Annotated in this window: 8 protein-coding genes and 1 tRNA gene; 4 read left to right on the top strand and 5 right to left on the bottom strand. The window is 51.8% G+C overall.

The features are described from left to right. Positions 1 to 77, top strand: a tRNA-Met gene (locus tag AC2FHX_RS20885). Between the two features lie 419 nt (positions 78 to 496). Continuing rightward, positions 497 to 1,966 (top strand): pentapeptide repeat-containing protein, encoded by a 1,470-nt coding sequence (locus AC2FHX_RS20880; protein WP_496703677.1) that lies wholly within the window; start codon positions 497 to 499, stop codon positions 1,964 to 1,966. Positions 1,967 to 2,043: 77 nt separating this feature from the next. Here the strand turns inward: AC2FHX_RS20880 and AC2FHX_RS20875 are convergent, their stop codons facing one another. The 4 genes from AC2FHX_RS20875 to AC2FHX_RS20860 all read right to left on the bottom strand — a co-directional run bounded on the left by AC2FHX_RS20875 (position 2,044) and on the right by AC2FHX_RS20860 (position 4,779). Beyond that, positions 2,044 to 3,192: a hypothetical protein gene (locus AC2FHX_RS20875; RefSeq protein ID WP_496703679.1), complete on the bottom strand. Its 1,149-nt coding sequence runs from the start codon at positions 3,190 to 3,192 to the stop codon at positions 2,044 to 2,046. Between the two features lie 187 nt (positions 3,193 to 3,379). After that, positions 3,380 to 3,598, bottom strand: coding sequence for a hypothetical protein (locus tag AC2FHX_RS20870; RefSeq protein WP_496703681.1), 219 nt, complete (start codon positions 3,596 to 3,598; stop codon positions 3,380 to 3,382). A gap of 122 nt (positions 3,599 to 3,720) precedes the next feature. Continuing rightward, on the bottom strand, positions 3,721 to 3,969 hold the full coding sequence (locus AC2FHX_RS20865; protein WP_496703683.1) for a helix-turn-helix transcriptional regulator: 249 nt from the start codon (positions 3,967 to 3,969) through the stop codon (positions 3,721 to 3,723). Between the two features lie 84 nt (positions 3,970 to 4,053). Then, complete coding sequence (locus tag AC2FHX_RS20860) at positions 4,054 to 4,779, bottom strand: hypothetical protein (RefSeq protein ID WP_496703685.1); 726 nt, start codon at positions 4,777 to 4,779, stop codon at positions 4,054 to 4,056. A 348-nt stretch (positions 4,780 to 5,127) separates the two neighbouring features. Between AC2FHX_RS20860 and AC2FHX_RS20855 the strand changes: the two genes are divergently transcribed. Then, positions 5,128 to 6,036: an RES domain-containing protein gene (locus AC2FHX_RS20855; RefSeq protein WP_496729729.1), complete on the top strand. Its 909-nt coding sequence runs from the start codon at positions 5,128 to 5,130 to the stop codon at positions 6,034 to 6,036. A 305-nt stretch (positions 6,037 to 6,341) separates the two neighbouring features. Further along, on the top strand, positions 6,342 to 6,758 hold the full coding sequence (locus tag AC2FHX_RS20850) for a hypothetical protein (RefSeq protein ID WP_496703687.1): 417 nt from the start codon (positions 6,342 to 6,344) through the stop codon (positions 6,756 to 6,758). A 422-nt stretch (positions 6,759 to 7,180) separates the two neighbouring features. Here AC2FHX_RS20850 and AC2FHX_RS20845 read toward each other — a convergent pair whose 3' ends face one another. Beyond that, entirely contained in the window at positions 7,181 to 8,365 is a 1,185-nt protein-coding gene (locus tag AC2FHX_RS20845) for a tyrosine-type recombinase/integrase (protein WP_496703689.1), read from the bottom strand. Between the last annotated feature and the right edge of the window lie 254 nt (positions 8,366 to 8,619).

The raw sequence follows: 8,619 nt of genomic DNA, 5'->3' as shown, positions 1-8,619 counted from the left end.
CGCGGGATGGAGCAGCCCGGTAGCTCGTCAGGCTCATAACCTGAAGGTCGTAGGTTCAAATCCTACTCCCGCAACCAAACTTCTCGGTCGGATATCAAGCACTTAGCCTCGCAAAACGCGGGGCTTTTTGCTTTGCGCCATCGCCGCTGGAAGCACTGTGGAAGCAAACGGGGCGAAGTTACCCTGTGGTGAACGCGCAACAGAGGATATATGCACAAGTCCCCGTAAAGCCGCGACGAGCCCTTAACTGCCGTTGGTCGCGCTTTGGATATTGCACCTGCCGCACGTTGGGACCAGCCTAAGACTTGGCAGTTAAGCCAATCAAATCGCAAATTCCAATCAGCACGACACTTCCAAGAGTTGGATACACACAACTGATTAACCGAGGATCAAAATCCACGATACACGATGAATGATCCTCGCTTCTTCAAATCACCATTGATCCCAAAGAATTTTCCCGCAAGGGTTGTGAGTTACAATAGAATTGAAAGAGCAAATGGCAAACGACCATAAACGAGACGGATTTTTGGGTTGGTTGGGGATAACAAGTACACCCAATTGGCAGACAGCACTTCCGATTGGACGTCTTATAGGCGCAGTGCTGACGATTGCTGTTCCTTTGTTAGTCTTTGCAGCACTAGTCGCCGCATTTGCCGTGACATATCATACTATCTGGCTCGGCGTTACAAATGTGAAAGAAGGGGCCAACCTTGGCGCTGGTGCATTGGTTGCTGCGCTGCTCGGTTCACCTTTTCTGATCTGGTCAACGTTTCTGAAGCACCAAACCGTTCGCTACCAAAAGGAAGGTCACATAACTGACCGGATAAACAAAGCAGTCGAACAACTTGGGGCGGACAAAGCCGTTGAGAAAATTGGTCGTCCAGTGACGATTTGGACCGGTGTGGCAGAGCGATTCACTTGCAGTGAAAAAATCGCCGTGGAGTATTCCGAGAAGCCACGTACGAAACTGTCGCCGAGAGAGTGGAGCCAATCTTGGAACCATGAGGCCGATGAAGTTGTAGAAGGATATGATCAATCTGTGTCGACATGGCCAGAAGAAAGGACAGTTATCGAGTGGCAAGGAGATGGTGTAAATATTGAGAAAAGTGAGGCTGTTGGAGTCGAAGGCTCCTGGCAAGTGTTTAGAGAGACTGCGCCCAATATCGAGGTTCGGATTGGTGCTATTTTATCCTTGGAGCGTATCGCACAGGATAGCACTCGTTTTGACAACGGCCATGATCATGTTCGGGTCATGGAAATTCTTTGTGCCTATGTGCGTGAAAACACCACAACGCCGTTGTTAGAACCAAAGTACGACGAAGACGGACCTTTTACACCACGAACTGATGTTCAAGTTGCACTAGATGTAATCAAGCGACGGAGCGAGGAACAAATCTCTATCGAGGCTTCACGAAAGTACCGTCTTGATCTGCGACGGTGTGACTTTCGTGGTGTAAATTTGGCAAATGGGTCATTTCGTGGCGCGATATTCGCTGAATGCCGATTTGAATTCGCATCTTTGCGGTTTTCTGATTTTTCGGGAGCAAGTTTTAGTGACTCGGTATTAAACTACTTTGATTGCGTCAATTCGAAGTTTGTTGGTGCCAGTATGCGCCGTTGCCGTATTGATAAACCAGAACCCGTTCCCGGAGGGTTTATTCCAAGCATCAATATGGGTGAACTGGAGGGGCTCTCACTAGTTGCCGCCAACATCCCGTCAGTCACATTTCTCAGTGAAAAGCCCGTCACATTTGGCACCAAAGATACTACTTTGCATTGGGAACTTGATGAACTACGTGAAAAGGTTGTTACGAAACATCGACTGCGACCTGACGAAGGTGTCGAAACATCCGGCAATCCTTTTACAAACTGGTCGCCTAGTGATGCATCAGATTGGGCGACCGGACACTATCTTAAAAAACTTCGAGGTTCATTGTCGCTCACCGGCTGGCCTTACGAAGACTGACAAGCTGTCACGCAAAAACGCCCGCTGGTGAACAACTGGGATGCGAGTGTAGCGAACGGTGACTTAGTGGCCTTAGTTCAGGACAACCGATACTTCCCGCGCGTCTTGGCTAGCCGTTCTGGGAGTGGCATAGTACTTTCTTCAATTAGCCGAACCAACACATCAGAATGACTTTCCAAAAACTCTCCAAAACTTTCCGCAGAAACGTCTGAAATCGCAGCTCGGGTGACGAACAGTCCTGCAAGCTGCGCATCCAGTTCCCGCATCTTTGCCGCGCGGTTGGCTTGGATCACTTCGCTTGGCTGAACGCCCGCACAGTTTTGCAGTAGGTCATTGCCAACTACGGCTTCAAACTGCCGCCAAAGCTCGTGTGTAGGCCACCGAGCGCGGTTTGAGTCTTCGGTGGGCATGCAGTAACGAATGCGGCCCAACGCGTCTGTGAAAGCGTCTCCGACGATGTTGCTTACATCCTGCCAGTTCCGCATCTCGAAACGGTTGCGAAGTTGCTTGGAGCCAAGCCGCATTTCAAAGCGCCAAACTTGACTTGAGTTCCGGTCGGCCAGATCAAGGGGCGGTTTGCCAACGGCTTTAAGTGCGGCATTCCAAATCGTCAGCCAGCCCATCTTGTTTTGCTGGATCACTTCGGCGCGCTTATCGTAGATAGCCAATTGCCGGTTTGCGACGGCTCCGGCGCGCAAGCCGACAACGCGCGCGCCGCTAGACACAATCGCGGTCTCATCAACGCCGGTATATTCGGTGACCTTGGTGCCGGGCGGAACTACCAAGGCTTCGCGGTCGGGTTCAAACCAAGGGGCCAGAAAGTCTACGGCGAAGTCAGCCCGAGCGACCCTCAATTGCGTTTCTACGTACTTGACCCCGAAAGCTTCCATACAATCGCGAAAGTGTTGCTCAGCCCCTTCAAGGCCACCCGTGGCAAGCCCAAAAGCCCGGAAGTCGACGGTGATACCGGGATTGTTTGGAATGCGGTCCTCCGGGTCTTGGAACAGCCATACGGCCCCGTGGTCGCCTGTATGGGCGGTGAAACCGCGTGCGCCTTTGCTGGTCACGTTAAGCGACACAGAACCAAATCTGAGGACACAATCACCATAGCTCTCTTTGGCATGTTGTTTGGCGGATTCCAGTTCTTCACGAAAGTCCTCGGGAATTTCAGCCTGAATGGTAAACTTCAGCCCATCGAAGCCTGAATGCAGGATCGTTGCTTCCATTTGCGCTGGCCTTCGCTTTCGTATTCGTGGAGGGGGGTGTTACAAGACCCCCCTCTGTCGCGGCATACCCTGCCGCTGGGAGATTTGGCGATGTGAAGAAAAGAGTGCGGGGGCTTACGCCCCCTTGGTGCCTCCGGCGGGGCAGCATTTGTTTTGGGGCCGGAGCGAAGCCGCTCCGGCGCTGCAATCACCTGGCATTGGTTTGACGGCCAATCCAGATTTCGGCGCGCTCCGCACATTTGGAGATATTCAACAGGTCCGAATGATGGAAGCTGTTCGAATTGCGCCACTCGCCAGCATCGGTCTTGTAGGCGCGGGACATTTCGACCGAGTAGAAGCCGTCATTGTCCCAGATGGTTGCAGTGATCAGACCAATCTTGAATTTCTGTGCAGGCTGGTTTGCCATGGTTCAGTGTCTTTCTGTTGATGTTTGAGGAAAGGGGCGCGGGACCGTTTCGCCCGCGCCCCTACAGAGCCAGTCCGGCCCCAAAATCCCACACAGCGCTGCCAACCCTGTGCGGGCAAAACTCAGGCTGCGGTGTAACTGATGGTGTTGCCGTAGCGGCGCGCCTCGGCCCATTCCAATAGCTCACGGCGACGATAGCGCACGGAGCGACCCGACTTGTAGAATTTCGGACCAAACCCCGTCACGCGCCATTTCTGGATGGTGCGCACGCTTTGGCACAAGAAATCGGCAGCTTTGCTTTCGTCAATAAAGCCGTCAAGATAGTCCGTTGCGGGTTGGTTGTTGTCGTTTGCGGGTTCGTTCGTGAGCATCTGTTTACTCCAGTTTGAGTTGCTGATGCTCTAGACTTGGACCTACCGCCAACCACAAAAAATACCAATAAATCCCACCAGAATTTATTGTTTTTTGGTTTCTTTTAACTCTCTGAAAAGAGGTGATATAATTCTTCGAATGGTTTCGGAGCTGATCTTGTTCGCAGGTACTGGAAGGTCAGGGCTGTTTATCTCCAGCCATTTTTTGATCTTTGGATAGTGAGACATCTGCGATGCTGAAAGGTCGATTTCGCCAATCCTGTTCAATGCTTGAAAGGCCGCTTCGATGGCAGGGGCTACGGTGGGTCGCCCGACTTTCGCGACGGGTGTTTCATATGGTTTTGTCAAAATGGGATCGCGATGCTCCTGCATCATACGAACCCGCACTTGGCGAAACGTCAAAGATTGGTAGGAAACTTCGCTGCCAGCCCAAGAAACGACGCCCTTCCAGCATTCAGCAGGAATGCGAACTGGTTCCGTGTCCAAAGTTCGCGGGCGATCAAAGCCATAGCCACGATAAGTTCCATCCAACAGGTGGCCTATTATCTGCTGTTCCGCGCGCTTCAACAGGTCTGCTTGAGGTGTATTTTTTTCGGCAAATTCGACCAACCATTGCTCGGCGATATCCCACCCAGTTTTTCCGGCGGCTCTTGCCTCGTTCGCTGACTCTTCAAAAATTTTCATCCATGGTTGTTCGCCTCGGTGTTCAATGGCGGCCTGCCATTCTTTTTTGAAAAAGTGGGTCGCGTAGGCCTTTGCAGAGTTTGATAACCAGTGGGATCGTTTCCAGAGTTCGACGTAATCTGTCACTTGCGCGCCTTAGAGTTTCTGACGTTTACCTACCCGGAACATAACGCTCAACCGGGTATACCCCGGGTAAGACGAGCTTCAGAACTGAGCAAGCGGTTTTTGTAGGAAAAACTGGCCACCAAGCGGCCCTTCGCCGCGCTTGCAACATCGAGCACGACAGATGGCAGCAATGCGCAGGAAGCGGACTTTGCAAAGTGTTGAGAATATCCCCCACACAAAATTGTGCTAGTGGAAGCCAAAGCCAGATACCCTTCTAGGCAGATACATTTGCTCCCGAAAACAAATGGCAATTGATTTGTTTGGGTGAAAAGAGTTCCATGAAATCCCTGTTGCGTCGAGGAAGATGAAATGCATCAGAACAAATATGGAATGTGGATTGAAGAATCTTTGGGTCCGCCACCGATCAAAGCTTTGGCCGTCCGCGAAATGCGTCAAATCGTAAAAAAACTGGACCAATTGGATTTGGGGCGGGATGATGCGTATATCTCTTTGACCGGGTTAGGAATTCTTCATCAAGGTCTTCCAACCAGAACCATTGGTATGAACATCGATCAAAGCCTGTTCAGAGTTCGAACTGACGCTTCCAAGAAGATCGAAACAATTGCTGATCTAAGATCTCCACCAGTAGAATGTGTCAAAGGATATCAGCGTTGCAACGCTCCTCAAAAACCAATGTTCTATGGGTCGGACGAACCACGTACTGCCTTAATGGAAGCTAGAGTCAAAGAAGGGCAAGAAATTTACTTGTGCGAGTGGCGTTGCAATGGGAAGATTCCAGTGAACCACACGATGGTTCCTCAGTTATCCCCCCCGAACGTGGTGATCTCAACAAAAGAAAGATTTCTAGTTAATTATTTACGGAAAAAATTCACTGAGAGGATCGCAGATGACTTCTCTCACAAGTATAAAATCACAGCGTTTATGGCCAAGTTACTGACAACGCAAATGCCAAAAACTGAACGTTTGAACATTGCAGATGATGGTCTAATCGGGATCGTGTATCCGTCTGTGAGAGATCCGATGAAAAGACTGAACGTCGCGCTGCATCCCCCCCTTGTGGAGCGGTCTTTGAATGCTGCTAATGTGATACGAGCAACGATAACGTCGGTATCCGCTAAGGGGTATCGTCTGAGAATTGAAGACGTCTCAAAATCGATTGAGGGCCATGCTATTATTTGGTCTGGTGAGGCTGGACCACCTCCTCCCAGATGGCCAGTAGAAAAATCTTCAGCAGTCATCGGAGAATACGAGGTTTGAACGGTTGCAGTTCAAAAACGGATGTTGGTTCTATTCTAAAAATTTCCCAGTAATTCTGTAATTGAACGTTCAGAACAAAGGTCCGCTTCGGGCTGCCTTCAGTGGCTGATACGAAAAGCAGCGAACGGCGACACCGTGGCCTTATTGGCTGATGCTGCGCGATGAATGAAGGGCGGCTGTAACGCAAGGCAACTGTTCGGCGGCGCTTCTGATTTCCAAAACCGTACAGGTCTTCGTCGTCAAGAACAGTTGGTGGGATCATGCAGTTGCAGAAACCCAGCGTTCGTTGATACGTTACCTGTCTAATGATCTACAGAGCTGTTCAATTCAATCTGGTCTTCATTGAAGGTGAAGGTAACGTGGCGAACATGCCGACGCACGGCGGTATTTACGCCGAGGTTCACTGGCCGACCCGATCCATTCGCATTGGCGAAACGGGCAACTCGATGCGTGGACGTAACCGCTCTCATATGAGGTGGGCAGATAAACACCGCAATGGGGCGCACAATGAGAAAGAGGCCGCTCGGCAAGGCATAATTGTCGATCTTGCAAAGGAATGGGGCTCTGAAGGTCTCGAGTACTACGTTATCACGGAAGATCCGAGAGTGCGCGAAGACCGAGAGCTGCGCGTGGATTGTGAAAAGCATCTCCACGGATGGGCGCGAGTGCAAACAGAGTTCCGAAATATTAACACCCAGCGTGGCTACCGTACCCGAAGCTAATGTACATTTTCTTCGTTCGAATGGGCGTTTTGCCTGACAGGGCCAGAGAAGACTTTTCGCCCGGCTCGATCGCCCAGAATGAGTTTGGTATTCCCGAAGCAAGTTGACGTGAAGCGGTTATTCAACGGCAGCTCTGTCCGCATCGCTAGTATTGTAAAGCCCGGTTTTGAAGGCCTGCTTTGGGCTGTAAGCAGCCTAATGCCCCCGCAGTTACCAGATTACTCGGCGACGGCAGGTAAGGGCTCTAGAGCGGTCAATCCAGTCATCGAATGGGGCCCCAATTTCCCTACCCGGAGTATACCCGGCCCCGCGTATACCCCGGGTAGTGAGAAAACTTCCATGTAACGTATCGTATACGTAGACGCCCTACGTAATGTAGCTCGCCTATGTATACGTCTAAGGGGGTGGTCGCGCTGAACGCATTACCTAACTAGGCGCAACCCTTGGTTGGGTTCTTGCGCCCCAACAAATGAATTGAGCCGCGCTGCGTTTTCTTCCGCCGCGCGCCGAACCGGATCATCGGCCAAATGTGCATATCGCATAGTGGTCTGAATCTGACTGTGACCCAGCAGCCGACCGACCATTTGAATGGGCATCCCCGACGATACGGCATTTGATGCGTAGGTATGGCGCAGGTCATGAATACGAACATCATTCAGACCGGCCCGCTTACGTATACGACGCCATGGCTTTTGCAGGTCGGTGGCGTAGTGACTGGAGACAGCCCCGGCGATGACATAAGGGTTGTCAGGAAGCCGTGGTAGGGCGCTCAGAACCGCCCGGGCCGCTTGAGGCAGGGGAATGCGCCGCGCGCCCGTCTTGGTGTCTGGAAGCTCCATTCCAGCGTCTGTGATGAAGGACCACTGCAAGGTCTGGATTTCACCAAGGCGACAACCGGTCAGGATCAGCAACCGGAAGGCGGCGACAACAAAGGGCGACTCCGATCCATCGCGTTCCGCGTCAGCTAAAACCTGCCCGAGCTGCAGCAACTCGTTTTGGCTCAGAAACCGCTCCCGTTTCTCTTCGCGGTATTTTGGGACATGGCGACAGGGGTTTGATCCGTCAGGCCGCAAGCCCCAGATTTCCGCCAGATTGAACATCTTGGACAATACACCCAACGTCCGGTTTGCTTGATAGGGTTTGTCCCGAAATTTGTGGTGCAGTTCAGCAATGTCTTTTCGCTCCACATCTACCACTTTAAAGCTGCCAATGGCTGGAACGATGAACAGGTCAATTGCCCTGCGGTATTCCCCTTGGGTGGACGGCTTGCAGCGTTCCTTGACGTGGGTGTCAAAGAACCGCTCACACAGGGCCGCGACCGTGGGTGCGCGGCGATGCTGGGCTATCTCTTCGGCTGGGTTCTCACCCTTTGCCACTTGGCCCATCAGTTCTTTTGCCAGCTTCCGTGCTTCATCGACGGTGATTTTGCCATGCCGACCGATGGAAACGCGCCGTGTCCTTCCGCCTTTACGATATTGTGCCTGATAGGTCTTGGCCCCGGAGGGCATCACGCGGACACCAAACCCGGCAATCTGGCTGTCCCAGACAAAGTAGTCTTTCGCCTCAACCGGTAAGGCTTCTATTGCGCGTTTGGTAAGTTTGGGCATCCCTCATCCTTTCTCTGTCATCGCCCCGTGGAAGCATTGTGGAAGCAACTGGAAGCGGTTCATGGCGTAAGAGGTAGGAACTGGGCGTGCCGGTCGTCAATAATAAAACAATGATTCCAATAAGATAGGGTAAATCAGCGTTTTTCGGCGTAGTTGGTGCAAGTGAGCGTAAGCTATCTCATAACCTGAAGGTCGTAGGTTCAAATCCTACTCCCGCAACCAGGTCGAATAATATCAACACAGCCCGTTCAGAC

The sequence above is a fragment of the Ruegeria sp. CDSC042 genome (assembly GCF_059610745.1).
The sequence above is the reverse complement of the archived record's forward strand: the minus strand, read 5'-3'. Positions and strand labels throughout refer to the sequence as shown.